The following is a 21,891-nucleotide window of genomic DNA, read 5'->3' as shown; positions in this document are numbered from 1 at the left end:
TGAGATAAAGCGCCTGCACGACATCGTCAGTTCAGGCGCAGTTTTGTTTTACCAGGAGAAAATCCATGCAGTTTGACTGGAGCGTAATTTGGCCCGCTCTGCCTATCCTGCTCGAAGGCGCCAAGATGACATTGTGGATCTCGGTCCTCGGTCTGGTTGGCGGTCTGATTATCGGTGTGATTGCGGGTTTTGCCCGCGCGTTTGGTGGCTGGGTTAGCAGCCATATCGCACTGGTCTTTATCGAGCTCATTCGCGGTACGCCTATTGTAGTACAAGTAATGTTCATCTATTTCGCCCTGCCGATGATGGTCCCCGATCTGCGTATCGATCCCTTCAGCGCGGCAGTGGTTACCATCATGATCAACTCCGGTGCGTACATCGCTGAAATTACGCGTGGCGCCGTGTTGTCAATTCACAATGGCTTTCGTGAAGCCGGTCTTGCGCTGGGCCTGTCCCGCCGCGCGACCCTGCGTTACATCATCATGCCGCTGGCGTTGCGCCGCATGTTGCCACCGCTGGGTAACCAGTGGATTGTGAGTATCAAAGATACCTCGCTGTTTATCGTCATCGGTGTCGCCGAGCTGACCCGTCAGGGCCAGGAAATCATCGCCGGTAACTTCCGCGCGATGGAAATCTGGAGTGCGGTTGCCGTTATTTATCTGATCATCACGCTGGCTCTGAGCTTTGTTCTGCGCCGCTTAGAACGCAAACTGAAAATTATATGATTGAATTTAAGAACGTCTCAAAACACTTTGGCAAAACCCAGGTGCTCCACGACATCGATCTGAATATTTCTCAGGGTGAAGTCGTGGTTATTATCGGGCCATCAGGTTCCGGGAAATCCACACTGCTGCGTTGCATCAACAAACTGGAAGAAATCACCTCCGGCGATCTCATCGTTGATGGCCTGAAAGTCAATGATCCGAAAGTCGATGAACGGCTGATCCGTCAGGAAGCCGGCATGGTTTTCCAGCAGTTCTACCTCTTCCCACACATGACAGCGCTGGAAAACGTGGCCTTTGGCCCGATCCGCGTCCGTGGTGCATCAAAAGAAGAAGCCAATAAACTGGCGAAAGAATTGCTGGCAAAAGTCGGGCTGTCTGAGCGCGCACATCACTATCCTTCGGAGCTTTCTGGCGGACAGCAACAGCGTGTGGCGATTGCCCGTGCGCTGGCGGTGAAACCTAAACTGATGTTGTTTGATGAGCCTACTTCAGCGCTCGATCCGGAACTGCGTCATGAAGTGCTGACTGTGATGAAACAGCTGGCAGACGAAGGCATGACGATGGTTATCGTTACCCACGAAGTGGGCTTCGCTGAGAAAGTCGCTTCACGGTTGATCTTCATCGACAAAGGCCGCATTGCGGAAGACGGTAAACCGGCGGATCTGGTGAATAACCCACCGAGTGAGCGTTTACGCGAGTTCTTGCAGCACGTTTCTTAAGGCACAAGTCGCTGGATCTTAGCTCCTCTCCTGCTAAGGGGAGGAGCTGTTGCAGCGACCTTTATATTTGTACTGTTAATCCCCACTCCCCCCGCCGATGGCACGTCACCCCACAACGTTTTGCCACAAATTATCTACAATACGGTTACCGTTGCTTTACCCTTAGGGTTGTACGACTTCGATTAACCGCCATTTTGAGAGAGGAACAATGCCGCATAACGACAGGACTCCGTTGGCTCACCGCATCCATACACATCTATTTTCGGCTCTGCTGTTTATCACCCTCGCCTTGTTCAGCGCCTTCAGTCAGGCAGCTGAAGAGAAACCGGCTGCGGGCGATCAGCAAAAAGCCTCTTACGCCGCGCTTGCCGATATTCTTCAGGATGACAAAGCCCGTACCGAACTGATCACTCATCTGCGTGAAGCCGCACGCGCTGAACCAGCAACAGCAAACGCAGAAACCAAAATGAATGAACCCCAGGCCGAACAGCTTTCGCTGATTGACCAGCTGGTGGATACCACTCAGCAGACGGCTTCCGGGATTATGAAACGCGTGCAGACGCTGAAAGACACCATCAATTCCGGCCCTCAGCATCATTTTAATGCCGCGCGATTCTTCCCCGCACTGGGCTATTTTTTGCTGACCGTCGCTGTGACCTTTGCATTCTTCCATCTGATCCGCCGGCTAATTGGCCCGCTGTACCTGCGCCTTGGCCGCTGGGGAAATCATGCGCGGATGAAAGAGACACACTGGTACAAACTGCCCGCAAGTATCATCGGTGCGTTCGCGGTCGATCTCGGCATTTTACTGCTGACCGTCGCTGCCGGTAATTTATTTGCCCAATACGTCAACGGCGGCAGCCCGCTGATTGCACGTTTACAGGCGTTATTCCTCAGTGCCTTCGCGGTGATCGAATTCTTTAAAGCCGTCCTGCGGCTGATCTTCTCACCCGGCTTCGGTTATCTGCGCCCTTTCCCGCTGGCTGACGTCACGGCCCGCTACTGGAATACCCGTCTGGCATGGGTGAGCGGCCTGATCGGCTATGCGCTGATGGTCGGCGTGCCGGTGGTCGCCACACAAATCAATTACACTACCGCCGCTGTGGTGAACTTCGTGGTAATGCTGGCGCTGACGATTTACGCCAGCTGGCTGATCCTGCATAACCGCCGCACTATCCATCATGAATTCAATCAGCTGGCTGAAAGATCGATGGCGTTTTTCAGCGTGATCCTGCGCGCACTCGGCCATGTCTGGCACCTGCTGGCGGTCAGTTATTTTGTCGTACTGTTCTTTCTCTCGCAGTTTGATTTCGCCGGTAGCCTGCGCTTTATGATGGCCGCTACCATCAAAAGCCTGGTGATTATCGGCCTTGGCGCACTCATTTCCGGCCTGCTCTCGCGCTGGATCAGCCGCCGCATCACCCTGCCCGATGACATCAACCGGCGCTATCCGTTGCTGCAAAAACGCATTAACTCCTACATTCCCGCAGGTCTTAAAATCATCCGCGTGCTGGTGGTGCTGAGCGTCACGCTCTCCCTGCTCGATGCGTGGCAGATCTTTAACCTCAACAAATGGTTCATGACCGAGACCGGCGAGAAGGTGATTAGCGGGCTGGGACACATGCTATTTATTCTGTGCTTCGCGATTGTCGCCTGGACACTGCTGGCCAGTGTCATCGAACACCGTCTGGCGCAGGAACTCAGCAACGGTGCGCGCCCAAGCGCCCGTGAGCGCACACTGCTAACACTGTTTCGCAACGTGCTGGCCATTGTGATTTGTACCATCACCATTATGATTATGTTGTCGCAGGTCGGGCTGAACATTGCCCCGCTGCTGGCCGGTGCCGGTGCCCTCGGTCTGGCGGTCAGTTTCGGCGCGCAAACACTGGTGAAAGACGTGATCACCGGGATTTTCATTCAGTTCGAAAACGGCATGAATACCGGTGAATACGTAACGGTAATGGGCATTAGCGGCACCGTCGAGCGTATGACCATCCGTTCGATTGGCCTGCGCGATATATACGGCGTCTATCACATCGTCCCTTACTCTTCGATCACCACGCTCTCCAACTACGAACGTGAGTTTGGCGTGTACCGCGCCAGTTATAACGTCAGTCGAAACGAAGATGTGGATGCAGCCAACGCTGTGCTGCGTGAAGCCGTCGAAGCGCTGAAGCAGGATGAAAACATCAAACCGCTGCTGCTCGGCGAGCCGACCTATCAGGGCGTCGTGGGATTAGGCGATCAGTTCTTCACCCTGCGTGTGCTGGTGCGAACCAAGGCGCTGGAACAATGGACGGTGCAGTATGCACTTGACCGGCTGGTGAAGAATCACTTCGCGCAGGCGGGAATTGAGATGCCGAGGCAGGCAGTTCAGGTTTATAGTGGCGATGGGACGCAGCCGGGGATCAATGTGGGTGCTGCGCAATAGCGGATTGAATAATGATTACGAATATTTCGGTTTCTTAATTGCAGTGATCACATGGGATTTGCTGTTATTTAGAAACCGAAATTTCCTCCGTCATTCTTCATAAAAATTTCCGCCATTTTCAAATGGCTCACAACGCTACAGCCCGGTCTGGCCGCCAGTCTAGTGTCTGGTCCGCTCCCCCGCGATCACCGAAAAATCCGCCATCATCCGCACCAGATCCTGCATCCCCAGATTCACCTGATTAATAACATCACCCGCATTGCGACTGAGCGCAACGCCACCGCCTGCGCGGTTAACGCAGTTGCCCATGCCGTCAATCGCGGCCATGACGCCTTCGCGGATGTTCTGCGTCAGCTGGTCAATCTCGACGGCCGCTTTTCGGGACTGATCGGCCAGTGATCGCACTTCTCCGGCGACCACGGCGAAACCTCTGCCCTGCTCCCCGGCATGGGCAGCTTCAATGGTGGCGTTGATGGCCAGCAAATTGGTTTGCGAGGAAATCCGTCGAATGGTATCCACCATCTCGCCGATACGTTCTGATGTCTGGCCGAGCTGGCCGATGATGTCGGACGTGCGGCGCGCTAACGCCTCAACTTCCTGCATATCTTCCACCGCTTTCTGAACGATGGTGACACCTTCGGCAGCGGTTTTATCTGTGGAGAGAGAGAGTTCGTGAACGTGCGTCATCATGCTTTCCTGCTGACGCTGCTGAGTCATCTGGTTGGTGATGTCCTGTGCGATTTTGACCACTTTAAGCACCCTGCCATCATCGTCCATCACCGGATTATAACTGGCTTCCAGCCAGATACTCTGGCCGCGGCCATTAATGCGCTCGAAACGCCCGAGAATAAACTCACCGTTTTTCAGACGTTGCCAGTGATTGCGGTAATCATGGGAGTCACGATATTTCGGCAGACAAAACATCGAATGAGAATGGCCCTTAATTTGTTGCAGAGAATAACCCATGACTTTGAGGAAATTATTATTTGCAGAAATGATGTGGCCATCCGGAGTAAAGGTAATGAGCGCCATGGAACGTTCTAGTGCCTGATAAATGCCATTATGCTCATGCGATTCATTTACCCGTTCAGAAACGTCGCTGGCTATTTTAATTATTTCAGTGACTTTTCCCTGCTTATTTTTCACCGGAATATAAGTGGCTTCAAGCCAGAGAATGTTGCCATTTTTATGTACCCGTTTAATATTCCCGCTGATTGACTTTCCCTGCTTCAGCCCTTCCCAATGCAGCCGGTATGCATCACTGGCGACGAATTCCGGGGTACAAAATATTCGGTGGGGCTGCCCGATGACCTCCTGCCGGCTATAGCCCATGCCGTTGAGGAAAAGATCGTTGACCTCAAGCACTACGCCATCAGGAGTGAAGGCAATCATTGGAACGGCTTGTTGAATAGCCGAGAATTTTTCACGCCATGCCGTACTAAATTGATGAGAGAATAATTGCATAGGACAGACACCCTGTGGCTGATAACGTGAATTAATGCGTAAACACATTAATTGAAATATAAACACACGCTAAGTCCGCAGAGTATTAGTGATGTTACCAATACTCTGCGAAACATTAGTCTGACCCCTGGGTGGGTTTCAGGCAGGTACCAACACAATCAACAATGCTGTGATAATAAAATAACGCAAAGAATCATTACTTTGATAACTAATAAGCTTTTTTATAGTGAATTAAGCATAATTTAATCCACTCAAAAAGAAAGGGGGGGACCGGACTATTTTTCCAGCGTGCTCATGAACAGATGAACACGCTGGAATGTTTCATTTTACGTCGTGATCAAACTGACCAGCGTTTAATTGCCCAACTTTTTTGCTGTGATGGCGTCAGGAACGTCCAGGCGACAAAACGGCTGATTTTGTTGCCGTGAACCATTTCGATGGTCCGGATATCCGTTACGCCTTCTTCATTTAACGCGTCATACAGCAACGGCAGCGTGGTTTTTTTAGAAACCAGCACGGTGTACCAGAAACAGTTCTGCGCTTTACCCGCGCTCTCTTCCGCCATACGGGCCACAAAGGCTTCTTCGCCGCCTTCACACCACAGTTCGTTGTGCTGACCACCGAAGTTCAGCTCAGACGTTGGGCGGCGATCCAGACCGAGATTCTGACGCTTACGCTGGCTGCCTGAAGCCGCATCAGCTGCTGAAGAATGGAATGGTGGGTTACACAGCACGGCGTCATAGCGCTCGTCGTTGCGGATAATTCCATCGAGGATCCGTGGCGGTTTCGCCTGCAAACGGAAACGTACCTGATTGGTCAGTTGCGGGTTGGTCGCCACAATTTTCTTGGCAGCTGCCATAGAGACGGGGTCGATCTCACTGGCAGTAAAGCGCCAGCCATATTCGCGCAGGCCGATAATCGGATAAATACAGTTCGCGCCAACGCCGATATCCAGCACGGAAATATCTTTGCCCTGCGGAATATTGCCGTTGTTGCTGCTCGCCAGCAAATCAGCCAGGTGATGCACGTAATCCGCACGTCCTGGGATCGGTGGGCAAAGGTAATCAGCCGGAATATCCCAATTTTCAATCTGATAGCAGTCATGCAGCAATGCGCGGTTCAACGCCTTAACTGCCTGTGCATTGGCGAAATCAACCGACAAATCGCCCCATTTATTCTCAGTGACGAACGGCGCCAGATCGGGATTGTTGGCAATCAGGGCCGGGAAATCATAGCGGCTGCGATGACGATTTCGCGGGTGAAGACCGCTTTTTTCCTGAGGGAAGACTTTCTTTTTTTCCACCTGAGTGACTCTCCGAAAAGGTGTGCGCGACGCATAAAACATGCGATGGGGCGTGGGATATTCATTTATTGCCGCACAAGATACCACAAACCGTCGCCGCCTGCCGGATGCCCACCGGCGGGGCACATAAAAACCGCCAATCCACGCGCAAAATGGGTAATCTGGTATTAAGAAACTAAATCAATACATTGCCAGAGGAAAATCATGAACGCTGATGATCGCTATTATTACGAACCCGCATCCGGTCACGGTCTGCCGCACGACCCGCTCAACGCTATTGTCGGTCCGCGCCCCATTGGCTGGATTTCCTCCCGCAATGCCGCAGGCCAGCGTAATCTCGCGCCCTACAGCTTCTTCAACTGTTTCAATTATCGTCCACCGATCATTGGTTTCGCCAGCAGTGGCTGGAAAGACAGCGTGGCGAATATCGTCGAAACCGGTGAATTCGTCTGGAACCTGACGACGCGAGCATTGGCGGTAAAAATGAATGAAAGCTCGGCTTCGCTGGCGCGCGGTAACGACGAGTTCGACTTCGCCGGTCTGACACCGCAACCGGGAAAAATCGTCGCCGCGGATCGCGTTCTGGAAAGCCCGGTCAATTTCGAATGTAAGCTGACGCAGTGCATTCAGTTGAAAACTGCCGCCGGTGGCGATATTGATACCTGGCTGGTGCTGGGTGAAGTGGTTGCCGTACATATCGCGCCACATTTACTGGTGGACGGCATCTATCAGACCGCCCTCGCCGAACCGGTATTACGTGCCGGTGGCCCTTCCGCCTATTACGGTATTTCAGAAGAGTTACGCTTTGATTTAATCCGCCCCGACGCCCGCTGATCGCGCCCGCACAATAAAAAACCGCCGCCGGATTTAAGCCGGTCGGCGGTTTTTATTTTGAGGCATTCAGGCTATTATTTTGCCGGATAGTTCTGTTCCACGAAGTCCGCAAAATCCTGACACATCGCCTCGTCGCCATCGGCGCTGTCGGCCAGAATGCGTTTGCCGTCGATCACCCGGATATGCACATTGAGGTCAAAATCTGCTTCCGGCTGTTCGCGTTTGGAGGCCAGCGCAATGGTCTGCTGCGCGTCCTGCCACGCTGCATCGACAGTCTGATTGCAGGCCTGCGCCAGATACGCCGGATTGAACCCTTCACCTGTCAGGCTGCGCAGCGTTTCGTCGTGACTCACGCTATTGCCAGGCGTCCAGTAATGTTTGGCGAGATCGGGGCCGATTGCCGGATTATCCGTGAGGTAGCCGTCGCGTTTGAGGAAGAACGCGCGGGTCTGTTCGACGGCCATCATCGCCAGCAGGTAGCCCTGATATGAACAGGCAGACTCCATCGACAGCAGATGCGGGATAGCCAGCGTCGGACGCGGACTGCCGGTCACGCCAAGAATATGGGTCTCGATATCGCGCGCCAGTGCAATCATCGCTTCCGGCGTGCGTTTTTCATCAGGCCACTGATACAGCTGCCATTCGAAATACGGCACCAGCAAAATGTGACGCTCGTTGAATGAGCGCATAGGCTGGCGGGCTTCGATATTGGCGCGGATCAGTTCATCAGGCACGGATTCACCGGCCGCATTTTTCGCATAACGCTTCAGCCAGTCGGCATCATCAAGCAGACTGTCGCAGAACATAGATTGCGTTTCGGCATAGGCCATCGACGTCGGCGGGAATTCCTGCGAGAAGCATGGCGCATTCTGGCGGATATTAGCGAAGTGCGCCGCGTGGCCACCTTCATGGAACAACGTATTGAGGCCGCTGGCACCGCTGCCGATCTGATCAGGCTTTGCCAGACTGGTGAAGTTGATCACCGCAGGTACCCACTTACCGTTATCAAAGAACGGTGGAACCGGACCATGCATAAAGCCGTTTTCGTATTTGCCTTCGCGCACCAGCAGGTCAAGCTGCATATCCGCCCCGTTAAAACCGATATTCAGGCGCTTAAAGCTGTCAATCCAGCGGCGCAGGGAATCTGCAAACGGGAAGTAAGGATCAAGCTGACGGGTGACGTCACCGGCACTGGCAAAGCGAATATTCCACGGGAGCAGCGCGGCATCGCCTTCGCGCGAGACCAGCTCATTCAGGCTGCGCGTATTGCTCTCGCGGGTTTGTTCTTCGAAACGATCGAGGATAGCGAATAACTGTTCCGGCGTCATACGCTCGGTTTTATTCACTTTATAGTCGAAATAGTTGCGGTAGCCGAGCTGTCGTGCAAAACGGTTACGCAGACCGATCAGCTCCGGCAGACCGTTATGTAACAGCCACTCTTCCAGTTCACGCAATGCATTTTGCGAACTGCGTCGATAACTTTCGTTTTCGTTGTTCGCCTGGTTGGTCAGCAACTCCCCAAGCGAAGCGCTAACGCGTTCGCCTTTGCTGTTGATGTGCGTCATGCGGTACTGCTTACGCTTACCAAATAACGCGGATTCGGCCTGAATAATTTCATCCATCAACGCCTGCGCTTTAGGGTCTTCAATTACATTGCAGTCGAAGAAACTCAGCCAGCCGCGCAGGCCATGAAGCAACGCGTCACTGTCTGTGTCTGATTTTTGGTTTTCGAGTTGTGCGATGATTTTGCGTAATTGCGCCGGGCGGGAAGGTTCGGCGATAAAACGTTTGTAGGCGGTTTCAGCGGCGGAGAATGCTTCGGCGACGTTGTCATCACCGATGCCCATATAGTTTTGCCAGAACAAATTTTCTTTGTCCTGATGTACTTTAAGGTAATCGTGGTTGAGGGCGTTAAGGTAGTCCTGAGCCTGTTTCATGCAATCTTCTCTGCTGAAAGTTAACGAGATTATGCATTGAGTGTATGTTTAAGCGGCGGTTCTGTCGATACGTCAAAACCGCGTTTAGCTATCAGGTTTCGGTGTTTTTCGATCAGTTCTTTTTAACGAACTCGGATTTCAGTTTCATCTGGCCAAAACCATCAATTTTGCAGTCGATGTTGTGATCGCCTTCGCAAAGGCGAATGCCTTTTACTTTAGTGCCGATTTTTAACATTGAAGAACTGCCTTTCACTTTCAGGTCTTTGATTACCGTAACGGAATCGCCATCAGCCAGGAGATTGCCGTTGGCATCAATAACTTTCAGCACGTCGTCTTCTGCGGCTGCGTCACCCGCCAATGGCCAGACATGCCCACATTCAGGACAATTGAGCATATCGCCATCCTGCCATGTAAATTCGGACTTACAAGTAGGACAATTTGGTAACGTTTCCATAATAAAACCTCATATTATGCTTTCAAAAAAGCCATTTAAATCATGATTAAAATACTTTAGTAGGGGTATTTTAATCTTTAATCGCAAATTTTGATAGCCGGGAGAGTATTTTCAGTTATTTCCCCTTAAAAGCCGATCGGGGATATTTCGGTTTCTTACGCGCTGTGATCGCTTAACTCGCTGCGCCGAAACCGACCAAGGGAGGGAAGTGCTTTCCCTCCCTTGGATCCCTCCCCGCTTTTTAAACACGCTTTCGCTGGAACGATAGACATGTTCTGGTACTTCCGCATGTGGCGGCGTTCCTGAAACAGAGCCGGGGATGTTTCGGTTTCTCAATTGCAGCGATCGCTTAATCCCCTGCGCCGAAACCGACCAAGGGAGGGAAGTGCTTTCCCTCCCTTGGATCCCTCCCCGCTTTTTAAACACGCTTTCGCTGGAACGATGGACATGTTCTTTGGCTCCAGCGTGTGGCGCAAAACCCTGCCGCTGCGCGGTGCCTTCTCTCGGTCTTCGAGCCTAAGGTCTCGAAGCCGCTCCGTTCAGCAGGTTTTTTTTATCGCGCCACCCACCATTTTTAAAAACAAACCCGTAAAAATTGGGCAGTGTTTTGCTTTTCATGTGATCCGAGCCGGTCAAGTTGTGACCTGAAAGCCTCTGACCGCGTTCAAAAATCGCGCCGGAGGAGAGGTGGAAAACCGCGCGATTTTGCGCGGGTTGTAACCCGAACGGAGGGCACCGCGCAGCGGCGGGATTTTGCGGGAATAGCTGCGGCCTCTGAAACAGAGCCGGGTTGCATGGCACGTGTTTTAAAGAGCCTGGGATTCTTAAGGGGGGCGGCGATAAGCCCCCCTTGAGGCCAGTTTGGGCGGCAGCCCAAGGTCTTGACGTTGAATTTGACTTAATCCCTCCGGTTAGAACTTTTCTCTCTTACTTATCCCATTTAATCCCTTGCTTAATCCCCCCAATATGTTAAAAATTTGCAATTAAAAGCTTACAGACGGCTAAACGTCTAACCCCCCATCCGTCTATCAAAAGGTCAATCCAAGCGTGAGTTCCTCCCTTCTTGAGATGCGCAATATCTCGATTTCATTTGCGGGTTTTCCCGCCCTGCGCCAGGTTGATTTCACGCTGGAAGGTGGATCCGTCCACGCGTTAGTCGGCGCGAACGGTGCGGGTAAATCGACACTCATGGCGGTGCTGTCCGGCACCCACGACCATTACACCGGGCAGATAACCATCGACGGCCAGCCGGTGAATATCAGGCTTCCGCATCAGGCACGTGATCACGGAATTCATCTGGTCCAGCAGGAAGTGGACGTTGCACTGGTACCGACGCTGAACGTCGCTGAAAACATCATGCTCGACCGGCTTTCGGAGCCGGGGCATCTGCATAACTGGCCGCAGCTTTATCATCAGGCACAGCTGCTGACCACACAGCTCGGGCTGAATATCAGTCTGCGCGCGCGTATTGAAAGCTGCACGCTGGCGGAGAAACAGCTGATTTTGCTGGCACGGGCGTTATCGCATAAGTGCCGGTTCCTGATCCTCGATGAACCGACCGCCCCGCTCGATCAGGCGGAAAGTGCAAGGTTGTTCGCGCTGGTGCGCAAGCTGAAAGCCGCAGGCATGGCTATCGTATTTATCTCCCACCGCATCCACGAACTGCGTGATATCTGTGACCGTATGACCGTGCTGCGCGACGGGCGTCTGGTCAGCGATGACAGCATGGATGGCCTGAGCAACGAGCACATCATTGAGAAAATGATCGGCCATCAGCTCGATGATATTTATCCACCCCGCCGCCCGCCGCACAACGGGGAAACGCTGCTGCAAATTCACGGGATGCACGATAAAGATAAACTGCGCGATATCTCTCTGCGGCTGCATCGGGGCGAAATCCTTGGGATCGCCGGGCTTGCCGGTGCAGGAAAAACCGAACTCTGCAAAGCGCTGTTTGGCGCGACGCCGAGCCAGGTAGAAAGCGGTGAACTGAATGGCAAACCGTGGAAGCCGAAAGAACCGCATCTGTCGGTGGAACAGGGGCTGGCGTTAGTGCCGGAAGAACGGCGCAAGGAAGGGATTTTTATCGATGAGGATATTCCGATGAACCTGAGCGTCACCGCCGACGATACCTTCTCACGCTGGAGTATTTTCAACCGTCGTCAGTCACTGTCGTGGGCAAAAAATATTATTGGCCGCTTAGGTATTCGCGCTTCCGGGCCGATGCAGAAGCTGGCAAGGCTTTCCGGTGGTAATCAGCAAAAAGTAGCAATCGGAAAATGGCTGCGCAGTGAGAGTCAGGTATTGATCTTCGACGAACCGACCAAAGGCGTGGACATCAAAGCCAAAACGGACGTGTTCAGGCTGATTGACGGCCTGGCGCAACAGGGAAAAGGCATTATTTATGCTTCCGGTGAGTTCGCCGAACTGGTCGGTTTATGTGACCGTATTCTGGTGTTATGGGACGGCCGTATCGTGGCCGAACTGGATGCCGCAGACGTCGACGAAGAAACCTTATTAGTCTATTCAACCGGAGGAACACCCGCGTGAACAAAGCCGTGGTGAGTAAAGAAAGCGTACCCGAAGTCAGCCAGCCCTGGCGTCATCAGCTGTTCGAGTTTTTGTATAAATGGGGCATGTTGCTGACCGTGGTATTGCTGATCGCCGGTTTTGGCGTGGCATCGGACAACTTCCTCGAACCGTCGAACATCATCAACATTCTGCGCTCTATCGCCATCGTGACGGTGATTGCCATCGGTGTCTCGATTTCGCTCTCAGTCGGCGGCTTTGATTTATCGGTCGGTTCGACCGCCTCGCTCGCGAATGCGCTGGTGATTTCGATGTTCGTCTGGCACGGCTTTGGCACCACAGAAGCCATTCTGATCACGCTGGCGCTCTGTACGCTGGTCGGTCTGTTCAACGCTTTTCTGATCGTCATACTGAAAATTCCGGACATGCTGGCCACGCTCGCCAGTCTGTTCGTCATTCAGGGTGCGGCGATGACGTACAGTTATGGTGGTTCGATTACCGAAAACATGGTGCTGCCAAATGGCGACATGGCCGAAGGCACTGTACCGGCGGCGTTTAGTCTGCTGGGTCAGGTGCCGGTGATCGTAGTTGTCATGGCCGTGGTGACGGTTACCGTCCAACTGTTTATGTCGCTGACCAAGCACGGTCGCCGCATGTACGCTATCGGTGGAAATCCGCTGGCAGCACGTCTGGCAGGGATCCGCACCGCGCGTTACCGCGTCATCGCTTACGTGATTTCCTCCGTCCTCGCGGGCGCGGGCGGTATTTTGCTGGCATCACGCATTGGCTCATCGCAAGTAAATGCCGGTGGTGGTTATTTGATGGATGCGGTGGCTGCCGCGTATATCGGGTTCTCGCTGGCCGGATCCGGCAAGCCGAATGCGCTGGGAACCCTGCTCGGTGCAGTAATTCTGGGCGTTCTGTCTAACGGGCTGGTGATGTTGTCGGTGCCCTATTATGCGATGGATATCATTAAGGGACTGGTGCTGGCGGTGGCGCTGGCGTTGACCTACATTCAGAAACGATAAGCAATTCCGGTCAGCGAGGAAACTCCTTTCCTCGCTGACCGGCCCCTTATCCCGGAGTTACCAGACCTGCGTACTCTCACAGGAATTTAAAAGGTGAAATCGCAGAATCAGAGACTATTAATACTCTGAATGTACCACGACTTCTTCTCCATAGACGCCTGCCTGCGGCAGAGGTTTATAGCTGGAGTTAGAGGCGCGTAGTACGCGGATGCCACGGGCACCGGCAGCCTGCGCGGCGGTAATGTCGTTGTCAGAGTCACCGTAGAAAATCTTGATCTGCTTGTCTTTCAGCCACTGCGTTTTGGTGTTCTGACCCGCTTTATCACCCGCGAAAATTACCGGATTAACTTTGTCTTGTGGGATCTGGAAATCATCCTGCAAGGTTTTCGTGACCGTTTCGGTTTTGGTTTCGCTGCGCCCCGTCACGAAGTAGATACTGTCGCCCCGTTTGAGATGCATCGCAATCAGGCTTTTTGCCACCTCTTTCGGCATGCTGAACTCATCCCAGCCATTGTTCATTTTCTCCCAGAATTGCGGATTTTTCAGGTAATCCTGTTTGCCCGGCGAAAACTCCAGCTGGCCGCGATAGAAACCCGGCGAGGAGAACAACACGGTGTCATCGATATCAAAACCTACCGCAAGAGGCGCGCGTCCGTTCAGGCTGTTTTCGATTTGCGCGACGGACACCCAGTGAACCGGCGACTGCTCTGCGAGCTGGGCCACGTTGACGCCCGGATAGAGTGGCGCAGGGGCGGACTCTTTGGCAATAGCGGAGTGATTGAGGCTGAGCAGCAGGCAAATGGCACTCAGTGCCAGAGTGGTTTTACGCATCATGATCCCTTTTTTATGCTTATTAATCTTGAAGATAAAGTGGAGCAACTGGTCAAAAATCTTACCGAACATACCTGCGTATATTTCAGAGTGAAAGGGTTTTCTCGGCGGGTGTCATAGGAAAAGATGATGATCACACTTTAGGGGAGAATCGTCTGACTTATTGCCGCAGAGCATCAGAGGCTTCATTCAAACAAGATTATGCGGCCTATACTTATTCCCTATTGTTTCGAGTTTTAGCTCTCTTATACATAAACGGAAAGGAACAGGTATGCCTCAATTACAATCCGAAAACCGCCGCATCGTACTGGCCTCACGCCCTCACGGTAAACCCGTTGACGATAATTTCCGCCTCGAAAAAGCCCCTTTACCGCAGGCCAAAGATGGCCAGCTTTTACTTCGCACCGTGTGGCTGTCACTCGACCCGTACATGCGCGGGCGTATGAGCGATGCGCCCTCTTACGCCGCACCGGTTCAAATTGATGATGTGATGACCGGCGGCGCGGTGTCCCGCGTGGTGGAATCTCACAGCCCGGATTTTAAAACCGGCGATCTGGTGGTCGGCAGCACCGGCTGGCAGGATTATTCGGTCATTGATGCCAAATCCGTGAAGAAGCTGGAAGGTGCGGCGCTAAAACAGCCTTCGCTGGCGCTTGGCGTGCTTGGGATGCCGGGCTTCACCGCCTTTATGGGGCTGCTGGATATCGGTGAACCTAAACCCGGCGAAACGCTGGTGGTGGCTGCGGCAACCGGCCCCGTTGGTTCGCTGGTTGGACAAATCGGCAAGATCAAAGGCTGTCGCGTAGTAGGCATCGCCGGTGGCGAAGAAAAATGCCGCTACGCCGTCGAACATTTTGGTTTCGATGAATGTCTGGATCACCGCGCTCCTGATCTGGATAAACGCCTGAAAGCCGCCTGCCCGGACGGTATCGACGTCTATTTTGAGAACGTCGGCGGTGCCGTATTCGACGCCGTTTTGCCGCTGCTTAATACCAAAGCACGCATTCCGGTGTGCGGTTTAGTGTCGCAATACAACGCCACTGGTCTTAACGACGGCCCGGATCGCCTTTCGCTGCTGACCGGAACTATCCTTAAGAAACGCATGCGCATGCAGGGCTTCATCATTTTTGATGATTATGGCCACCGTTATCCTGAATTCGCAAAACAGATGAGTGAATGGTTTGAAGCCGGGAAAGTGAAATTCCGCGAACATGTAGTTGAAGGTCTGGAAAACGCGCCACAGGCATTCTTCGGACTGCTTGAGGGGAAAAACTTCGGCAAACTGGTTGTACGTGTAGGGCAGGACTGACTGCTGATAACAACGCCTTGTTCACGTCCACAGGAGGTAACATGAAATTACTGATTGTATTGACATCGCACGATAAACTCGGCGAAACCGGTAAGAAAACCGGCTTCTGGCTGGAAGAATTTACCGCACCGTATTACGAATTTCTGGATGCGGGCGCAACGCTGACGCTGGCTTCACCGAAAGGCGGTCAGCCGCCGCTGGACCCGAAAAGCGATGAGCCGGATGCACAGACTGAGACCACCGACCGTTTCCGTAAAGATAAAGACGCACAGCACGCGCTGGCGAACACCGTAAAACTGGCAGACGTGAAAGCCGGTGATTTCGATGCGGTATTTTATCCGGGCGGTCACGGTCCGTTATGGGATCTGGCAGAAAATGCGCATTCTATCGCATTAATTCAGGCATTCTGGAAGGCGGGTAAACCGGTCTCCACGGTCTGCCATGCGCCGGGTGTTCTGCGCAATGTGCTGCTCGAAGACGGTACGCCGCTGGTCAAAGACAAACGTGTCACCGGGTTCAGCAACAGCGAGGAAGACGGCGTGGGTCTGACCGACATCGTGCCGTTCCTGGTAGAAGATGAGCTAAAAAAACACGGCGGCGATTACAGTAAAGCGGCCGACTGGCATCCGTATGCGGTGACCGACGGCAAACTTATCACCGGTCAGAATCCGGCCTCTTCCACTGCCGTCGCCAGGGCGTTACTGAAAATGCTGGGCGGAGGCGAAGTCGCCAAGTAATCTGACTGATAACAACACACCATCAGATGAGGGTTTTATGGCATTTACACTGACCAGCAACGATCTGCGCGACGGCGAGAAAATGCCGGAGAAGCAGGTCTTCAACGGAATGGGCTACACCGGCGAGAATCTTTCGCCACATCTGGCCTGGTCCGGCGCACCGGAAGGCACCAAAAGTTTTGTGATAACCGTCTATGACCCCGATGCACCGACCGGCTCGGGCTGGTGGCACTGGGGCGTCGCCAATATTCCGGCTGACGTCACCGAGCTGCCGCAGGGCGCAGGCTCCGGTAAAGGCGGTTTACCTGCCGGTGCCGTGCAAACTCGTACTGACTTCGGCAAAGCCGGTTACGGCGGCGCAGCGCCTCCGCAGGGGGAGCATCACCACTATCATTTCACCGTGTATGCCATCGATGTAGAGCAGCTTGAAGTCAATGAAGAGGCCAGCGGCGCCTATCTCGGCTTCAATGTGCATTTCCATACCCTCGGCAAAGCATCACTGACAGTGATATATAGCTGATTCCTGTGGTATAAAAGAACCAGAAAAGGTGGTCAGTTTTGCTGACCACCGTTTTTTTATTGCGGCCTTCGTCGCGACATTGAAAAAAAGAATAAATGTTCTTCATCTAGGAGTCAGTCACAGTGAAAATTTCCACCCTGTCGCGCGCGTGCGCCGTGTTGTCTGCCGGCCTGTTTCTGGCGGCATGTAGCAGCAGCCATGAAGGCAAATCCAGCCAGGTTGCTCCCGGCACCGCGTCCCTGCCCGTGTTATCTGCGGACGAAGCGGCCAACTTTACAGCGAAAAAATATCTGGCCTTTGGCGGCCCTTCTTTGCAGGTTCAGCAACAGAGCTGGTTCCCGAAACTGGCCAGCACTGACGGTGTGAAAACTGACTTCGTGGTCGGCCCGCAGTTAGGCACCGATGGCGCGGCCTATTCCAACGTACAGCTGGCTGTCAACGCCGCGCTGGCCGTGCGTAACCACGGTGAACGCATCTTCATCAAAATCCTGCCAGGTACTTACACCGGTGCGGTTTACATCCCTGCAGGTTCTCCGCCAGTGACCTTATTTGGTGCAGGCAACAGTGCCTCTGACGTGACGCTGTCTCAGGGTCTGGAAGCAGCCAGTTCGCCGGCCACATACCGTGCTACCGTCAGCCCTAACGGCCAGTTCCTGCCGGGTGACCGCGCGCACTATATGTTCCAGAACTGCGCAACGCTGACCACTGAAACCATCGGTACTGGCTGTTCTGCTACCGTCTGGTCACAGAGCAACGGCCTGCAACTGCAAAATCTGACCATCGGTAACGCCTTGCTTGATACCGTTGACGCGGGCGATCACTCCGCCGTGGCGCTGCGTACTGATGGCGATAACGTGGTTATCGACAACGTGCGTCTGATTGGCCGTCAGAATACCTTTATGGTAAACACCGCCAACATCCATAACGAAACCGATAACAAACGCTATAGCCGCGCTTATGTGCACAACAGCCTGATCGTTGGTGATGTGGATTACGTGTTTGGCCGTGCTGTTGCGGTCTTCGACCATGTTGAATTCCACACTGTCAGCAGCCGTGGTGTGAAAGAAGCCTCCATCTTTGCGCCGAACACTCCGGCGAACGCACCTTACGGTTTCCTGGTCACCGACAGCAACCTGACCGGCGACCGTGGTTTCGAGCAAGCTGCGAAAGCCAAAATGGGCCGCGCATGGGATGAAGGCGTCGCACAAGGCGGTTATGTTCCTGGCACCACGCCGAACAGCCAGCTGGTGATCCGCGACAGCAACTTTGATAACAGCTATGACCAGATGAACCCGTGGGGCGCAGCGGCGTTCTCAGGCCGTCCGTTCGCTGGCAACGTGCCGAAAGATGAAAAACAGCAGCGCGATCTGAATGATCCTAACTTCAACCGCCTGTGGCAGTACAACAACGTGCTGATTCAGCCGGCGAAGTAATGACGGAAAAATAAACAATACTGTTAAACCGCCGTTAAACGGCGGTTTTTTATTTGTGTGAATACAAAGACTCATTTAAATAATAAGAGCAAGATCGCTAAATCAACTCATTATTTTTATTTTGAACATCAGGAATAGCATTAATCATGTTATTGTTTAATAAATAATTAAAGGGACCATTCTGACCAAGGACTGTTAAACATGAAATTATTATTGAGTATGCTATTACTGCTTTCTATTTGTTTTTAATATGAATCCTTCGCCTATACCAAACCGGGTTCTTATTCGGTGAATAATAACGGAATGCCATTGTTACCCCCTGCAGGCGGAACCTCGATTGTGCAGGAGTTTGAATGCCAGGACTGCGGCCATTTCATGCGTGTAAGGATTATCGGCGGACCTGTTGCACATGCTGCAAAGTATTACACTGATGATCAGATCATCGCTCACCTGACAAGCCCGGCAGGAAAAGATGCGTTTAATGGTTATTTACATGCTTTTTTACAGGCTGATAAAAATACAGATTATATTATTCATACTGTGCGTAAAGGTTCCATCTCAGGGCATACTGCAATTAAAGCTGTAGTAACCAGAAAAGTGCCAGGCAACCGGGCCTATACAGCCCATTTATGGCTGACGGTCTCAAAAGGCAGAACATTTGGATTCGCTGTTTTATATTTTCCTGGCACCTTCACTGGAATGTCGATAACACGATTCAATCAAATGCTAACGTCATTTAAAATGCTTTAAAGTTTACCCTTCGAAATAAAGGGTTTCTTTCCAAAAAAGAAACCCTGATATCTATAACGACACTGTAAAGCGCAATATAGACCCTGATACGTTTCACATGACGGCTTAATTACCTTATCTCATTCCCCAACCTGAACACCGATACCGTACGCTCCAGATTTACCGCCTGTTCGTCAAGCGATGCCGCTGCACTGGCTGACTGCTGCACCAACGCCGAGTTTTGCTGTGTCACGGTATCCATTTCCGCTACGGCCTGCGCAATCTGGCTGATCCCCCGGCTTTGTTCGTCCGACGCCGATGCGATTTCATGAATGATCTGGGTGACATGGCGCACCGAACCGACGATGTCTTCCATGGTGTCTCCGGCTTTGGCCACCAGCTGCGAGCCGTTGTTCACATTGCCCACTGATTTCTGGATCAACCCTTCAATCTCTTTCGCCGCCTGCCCGCTGCGCTGTGCCAGACTGCGCACTTCGCTGGCGACGACCGCAAATCCGCGTCCCTGCTCCCCCGCCCTGGCGGCTTCGACGGCCGCATTCAGCGCCAGAATATTGGTCTGAAACGCGATGCCGTTGATCACTGTAGTGATTTCAGAAATCTGCTTCGAACTCACCGCAATCTCTTTCATCACCCCCACCACGTCGCTGACCAACTTGCCTCCGCGTGCGGCTGTGTCTGCGGCGTCGGACGCCAGCTGACTGGCCTGCGTGGCGTTATCGGCATTTTGTTTAACCGTGGAGGTCAGCTGTTCCATGCTGGCGGCCGTCTGGCCTAGCGCTGCCGCTTGTTCTTCGGTGCGCGCAGAGAGATCGATATTTCCCGCTGCAATCTCGCTGGAGGCACGCGTCACCTGCATCACCCCTTCGCGAATATTACCAATGATGCCGTGCAGATTTTTATTCATGCCTTCAATCGCGCGGCTTAACTGGCCAACCTCATCAAAACTGTGGCTGGTGACGTGCATTGATAAATCACCAGCTGCAATACGTTCTGCCGTCTCTAACGTCCGGCGCAGTGGCAGAGTCAACTGACGGGTCATGCGCCATGAAATCAAAGCACCGGCAATAATGGTCGCGATGACGATGCTCACCATTTCCCTGATAGTCTGGCTGACTTCATGATGAGTGTTGGCAATTTCATGATCGAGCATGGTGTTGGAGGCCGAGGTCAGCGCCAGCCCGGCAGCCGCGAGTTGGGCAGCAATCTCTTTCTGGTCGCTTCCGGCCGGAGGATTCAGCGTTTGCTGCCAGCTTTCGCGATAACGGCGGATGTTTTCCGGCATCGCTTCTTCCAGTGGAACGTCACGGGCATCCCACGAATAGACGGCGACATCCGCCAGTCTCGTTTCCAGCTTATCCAGCGCCTGTGCGTTTTCTTCCACAAATTTAGGATCATTGGTCGCCATATAAGACAGACGAGAAAATTTCGCGCTGCTCAGCAGATCGTTAACGGTTTTAAGCAGCGTCACTTTCTCTGCCCGCTCATTGATGTTGGTCAGATGATAAATGCCGGATACGGCAACGAGGGAACCCAACAGCAGAACCAGCGCAAAACCGGCACCGAGTTTATTAGCGATAGTGGCGTGGCGAATCCGGCCAGCGATCCCTGAAAGTACATTCATTTTCTTCTCCCTGATTTCCAAAATGGACTGACTCTGACAGTGGCATAGCCACTAAAGAATGAGTGAATAACGGGAGAGTTATCGACCGGATAGGCACAATATTTAGAGGGAAATCAAAATAAATCTTAACAATGGCACGGGATGCTTACAAAATAAAAAGCCCCTTAATACAGGGGCTTGATTATTATTACGTGGTGGAATATTCATCAATATCAAACGAATCATTAAGATTGTTAATTAATGATTATTTTACCCACGAATTTCCAGAATGCTCACCCACATCGGGCCTTTACCTACGTTGTAGGTTTTAAGCGTCGTCAGCTGACCGTTTTCAGAATTAATTTTCGCGACTTCAATGGCATCAGATTTCTGGCCGGCGGTGATCACAAACTTGCCGGTGTGATCGATATTGAACCCGCGCGGCTGCGTTTGCGTAGCATGATGTCCCACCAGTTCAAGCACACTGCCATCCTCGGACACACTCAGCACGGAAATCAGGCTGGCGGTACGATCGGACGCATACAGGAATTTGCCGTCGGGCGTGATGTGCAGATCGGCTGCCCAGCAGGTGCCGGTGAAATCAGCAGGCATAATGCCCAGCGTCTGCACCTGACGGTATTCGCCGCTGGTGACATCTTTCTGATAAACGTCCACGCTGCTGTTCAACTCATTCACGCAGTAAGCGAAATGGTGATTCGGGTGGAAGGCCATGTGGCGCGGACCGGCACCTTCGACGGTGCGCAGTTCGGCAGATTCATGCGGCGTGGCTTCACCGTTAACACTGAAATCGAACTGACGGATGCGGTCTTCTTTCAGCGCAGGGATCATCAGTAACTGGTTGGTCGGATCGATATTGGCCGAGTGCGGTGCCTGAATATTTTCCAGAACCTGCGTGTGAGCCAGCGCGTGGCCTTGCTCGTCCAGTGGATGAATACTGACATTATTGAAGCTGTAGGAAGCCGAGAACACAAAGCGCCCCTGAAGATCGATACCCAGATGCGTAGGGCTGCCGGGCAGCGGTGCCATGGAAGCTTCTTCGAGTTTTCCTTCGCTATCGATACGGTAAGTGAGGACCCCAAACGCAGGACGCACCCCCACGTACAGGCGATGGCCGTCAGGATGGATAACCATCGGCTGAACTTGTCCCGGCACTTCCACGGTTTGCAGCAGGCTCAGTTCACCATTGTCCGCCAGACGAAATGCGTGGATTTGCTGGCTATCAGGGCTGGCAACGTAGACAACTTGCTTCATCACAACTCCTTATTA

Annotated in this window: 18 protein-coding genes; 11 read left to right on the top strand and 7 right to left on the bottom strand. The window is 52.8% G+C overall.

From position 1 onward, the window contains the following. Window positions 1-65: 65 nt before the first annotated feature. The 3 genes from glnP to ybiO all read left to right on the top strand — a co-directional run bounded on the left by glnP (window position 66) and on the right by ybiO (window position 3,875). A complete protein-coding gene (gene glnP / locus GE278_06935) occupies window positions 66-725 on the top strand; it encodes a glutamine ABC transporter permease GlnP (protein ID QLK60511.1) in 660 nt (219 codons plus the stop codon). Continuing rightward, complete coding sequence (gene glnQ / locus GE278_06930) at window positions 722-1,444, top strand: glutamine ABC transporter ATP-binding protein GlnQ (protein ID QLK60510.1); 723 nt, start codon at window positions 722-724, stop codon at window positions 1,442-1,444. The genes glnP and glnQ overlap by 4 nt, the downstream gene beginning before the upstream one ends. 208 nt (window positions 1,445-1,652) lie before the next feature. Then, the gene (ybiO, locus tag GE278_06925) at window positions 1,653-3,875 is read left to right on the top strand and encodes a mechanosensitive channel protein (protein QLK60509.1); all 2,223 of its coding nucleotides are present in this window, start codon (window positions 1,653-1,655) and stop codon (window positions 3,873-3,875) included. 159 nt (window positions 3,876-4,034) lie between these two features. On the opposite strand, the gene GE278_06920 is transcribed toward ybiO, so the two are convergent. Both GE278_06920 and rlmF read right to left on the bottom strand, forming a co-directional pair. Next, window positions 4,035-5,339 carry a PAS domain S-box protein gene (locus tag GE278_06920; GenBank protein QLK60508.1) on the bottom strand — a complete coding sequence of 435 codons (1,305 nt, stop codon included), beginning with the start codon at window positions 5,337-5,339 and terminating at the stop codon, window positions 4,035-4,037. Between the two features lie 337 nt (window positions 5,340-5,676). Beyond that, entirely contained in the window at window positions 5,677-6,642 is a 966-nt protein-coding gene (rlmF, locus tag GE278_06915) for a 23S rRNA (adenine(1618)-N(6))-methyltransferase RlmF (protein QLK60507.1), read from the bottom strand. A 204-nt stretch (window positions 6,643-6,846) separates the two neighbouring features. Between rlmF and GE278_06910 the strand changes: the two genes are divergently transcribed. Further along, entirely contained in the window at window positions 6,847-7,476 is a 630-nt protein-coding gene (locus GE278_06910) for a flavin reductase family protein (GenBank protein QLK60506.1), read from the top strand. Window positions 7,477-7,550: 74 nt separating this feature from the next. Here GE278_06910 and GE278_06905 read toward each other — a convergent pair whose 3' ends face one another. Further along, a complete protein-coding gene (locus GE278_06905) occupies window positions 7,551-9,413 on the bottom strand; it encodes a peptidase M3 (protein QLK60505.1) in 1,863 nt (620 codons plus the stop codon). Window positions 9,414-9,525: 112 nt separating this feature from the next. Continuing rightward, complete coding sequence (locus GE278_06900) at window positions 9,526-9,867, bottom strand: alkylphosphonate utilization protein (protein QLK60504.1); 342 nt, start codon at window positions 9,865-9,867, stop codon at window positions 9,526-9,528. Window positions 9,868-10,935: 1,068 nt separating this feature from the next. On the opposite strand from GE278_06900, the gene GE278_06895 reads away from it, so the two are divergent. Beyond that, window positions 10,936-12,417 carry an ATP-binding cassette domain-containing protein gene (locus tag GE278_06895; protein QLK63226.1) on the top strand — a complete coding sequence of 494 codons (1,482 nt, stop codon included), beginning with the start codon at window positions 10,936-10,938 and terminating at the stop codon, window positions 12,415-12,417. 11 nt (window positions 12,418-12,428) lie between these two features. Beyond that, window positions 12,429-13,424, top strand: a complete 996-nt coding sequence (locus tag GE278_06890) for an ABC transporter permease (GenBank protein QLK63225.1) — start codon at window positions 12,429-12,431, stop codon at window positions 13,422-13,424. Window positions 13,425-13,541: 117 nt separating this feature from the next. On the opposite strand, the gene aphA is transcribed toward GE278_06890, so the two are convergent. Then, on the bottom strand, window positions 13,542-14,255 hold the full coding sequence (gene aphA / locus GE278_06885) for an acid phosphatase AphA (GenBank protein ID QLK63224.1): 714 nt from the start codon (window positions 14,253-14,255) through the stop codon (window positions 13,542-13,544). 271 nt (window positions 14,256-14,526) lie between these two features. On the opposite strand from aphA, the gene GE278_06880 reads away from it, so the two are divergent. The 5 genes from GE278_06880 to GE278_06860 all read left to right on the top strand — a co-directional run bounded on the left by GE278_06880 (window position 14,527) and on the right by GE278_06860 (window position 19,004). After that, window positions 14,527-15,564 carry a zinc-binding dehydrogenase gene (locus GE278_06880; GenBank protein QLK60503.1) on the top strand — a complete coding sequence of 346 codons (1,038 nt, stop codon included), beginning with the start codon at window positions 14,527-14,529 and terminating at the stop codon, window positions 15,562-15,564. 41 nt (window positions 15,565-15,605) lie between these two features. Next, window positions 15,606-16,301, top strand: a complete 696-nt coding sequence (locus GE278_06875; GenBank protein QLK60502.1) for a type 1 glutamine amidotransferase domain-containing protein — start codon at window positions 15,606-15,608, stop codon at window positions 16,299-16,301. Window positions 16,302-16,338: 37 nt separating this feature from the next. Next, window positions 16,339-16,821, top strand: coding sequence for a kinase inhibitor (locus tag GE278_06870; GenBank protein QLK60501.1), 483 nt, complete (start codon window positions 16,339-16,341; stop codon window positions 16,819-16,821). 122 nt (window positions 16,822-16,943) lie between these two features. After that, window positions 16,944-18,254, top strand: a complete 1,311-nt coding sequence (locus GE278_06865) for a putative acyl-CoA thioester hydrolase (GenBank protein ID QLK60500.1) — start codon at window positions 16,944-16,946, stop codon at window positions 18,252-18,254. Between the two features lie 288 nt (window positions 18,255-18,542). Then, window positions 18,543-19,004 carry a hypothetical protein gene (locus tag GE278_06860; GenBank protein ID QLK60499.1) on the top strand — a complete coding sequence of 154 codons (462 nt, stop codon included), beginning with the start codon at window positions 18,543-18,545 and terminating at the stop codon, window positions 19,002-19,004. A 109-nt stretch (window positions 19,005-19,113) separates the two neighbouring features. On the opposite strand, the gene GE278_06855 is transcribed toward GE278_06860, so the two are convergent. Both GE278_06855 and GE278_06850 read right to left on the bottom strand, forming a co-directional pair. Beyond that, the gene (locus tag GE278_06855; GenBank protein QLK60498.1) at window positions 19,114-20,625 is read right to left on the bottom strand and encodes a HAMP domain-containing protein; all 1,512 of its coding nucleotides are present in this window, start codon (window positions 20,623-20,625) and stop codon (window positions 19,114-19,116) included. A 249-nt stretch (window positions 20,626-20,874) separates the two neighbouring features. Next, a complete protein-coding gene (locus GE278_06850; GenBank protein QLK60497.1) occupies window positions 20,875-21,876 on the bottom strand; it encodes a 6-phosphogluconolactonase in 1,002 nt (333 codons plus the stop codon). Between the last annotated feature and the right edge of the window lie 15 nt (window positions 21,877-21,891).

This window comes from Enterobacteriaceae bacterium Kacie_13 (assembly GCA_013457415.1).
In the GTDB taxonomy this organism is placed as follows: Bacteria; Pseudomonadota; Gammaproteobacteria; order Enterobacterales; family Enterobacteriaceae; genus Rahnella.
This window is presented reverse-complemented; position numbering and strand designations above follow the sequence as displayed.